Genomic DNA, 1,067 nt, shown 5'->3' with positions numbered 1-1,067 from the left:
CGCGGTTTGTAAAATTAAGTTAGAAAAATAAAAAAGTCATTTGTGATAGACTTTTGAATAACCACAAACAAAAGTAAAGGAACATCACAAATGACCTATAAGCATCTTAACACACAAGAACTGACCTTTATATATCATTTTTGGAAACAAGGCACCAAGGCTTACCTTGCTGCACGTGCTTTACGACGGAGTGCTGAAACTATCTATCGTGTTTACCGTTTTCTGAATCAAGGAAAAACTATCGTTCAATATCAGGAACATTACCGTCTTCAAAAGGCTAAATGCGGTCGTAAATCAATTACTCTACCGAAAGATGAACGAAAATATATTCAAAAGCAAGTCAACGCTGGCTGGACACCAGATACCATCATTGGTCGTAACGAGTATCATATTAGCTGTAGTATGCGGACCTTATATCGGATGTTCAAGCGTGGCGAGTTTGATGTCCGTCAATTGCCAATGAAAGGGCGTCGTCATCCTAATGGTTACGTTGAAACACGCGGCCGAGGACGAACTGGACAATTAGGTCGCAATATCGATGAGCGATATAACGATTATCCTAACTATCGTAACGAATTTGGTCACCTAGAAGCTGATACCGTTCAAGGAAGTAAGCATCACGGCGCAGTCATGACTCTGGTTGAACGGCTCTCCAAAGTTGAAATCATTCTTAACATTCATCATCGTACTGCCGAATGTGTTAACACTCACCTTGACCAATGGCTTGCCAAAATACCACGGCACCTCTTTAAGTCCATCACATTTGATAATGGTAAAGAGTTTGCGGAATGGCGTGAGATCGCTAATAAGCATGATATTAGTGCCTACTTTGCAGAAGTTGGTGCTCCCAATCAACGGGGGTTAAACGAAAACAATAATGGTATTATTCGGCGTGATGGACTAAAGAAAGGCATGGATTTTCGCTCACTACCTGATGAATTAATCCAGCAAATTATGACACGCCGTAATAACATTCCACGCAAATCACTTAATTATCAAACACCTTTGGAAGTATTCATGAAGTATATTACAGATGACCAATTTCTAATTTAAATTGACATTCCGGG

Annotated in this window: 1 protein-coding gene; it reads left to right on the top strand. The window is 40.0% G+C overall.

The window, feature by feature from the left end; genetic code table 11:
- The first annotated feature begins 90 nt into the window (after positions 1–90).
- Complete coding sequence (locus QOS01_RS10375; protein ID WP_283622265.1) at positions 91–1,053, top strand: IS30 family transposase; 963 nt, start codon at positions 91–93, stop codon at positions 1,051–1,053.
- Positions 1,054–1,067 lie beyond the last annotated feature (14 nt).

The organism is Limosilactobacillus avium (assembly GCF_947381485.1).
In the GTDB taxonomy this organism is placed as follows: Bacteria; Bacillota; Bacilli; order Lactobacillales; family Lactobacillaceae; genus Limosilactobacillus; species Limosilactobacillus avium.
The sequence above is the reverse complement of the archived record's forward strand: the minus strand, read 5'-3'. Positions and strand labels throughout refer to the sequence as shown.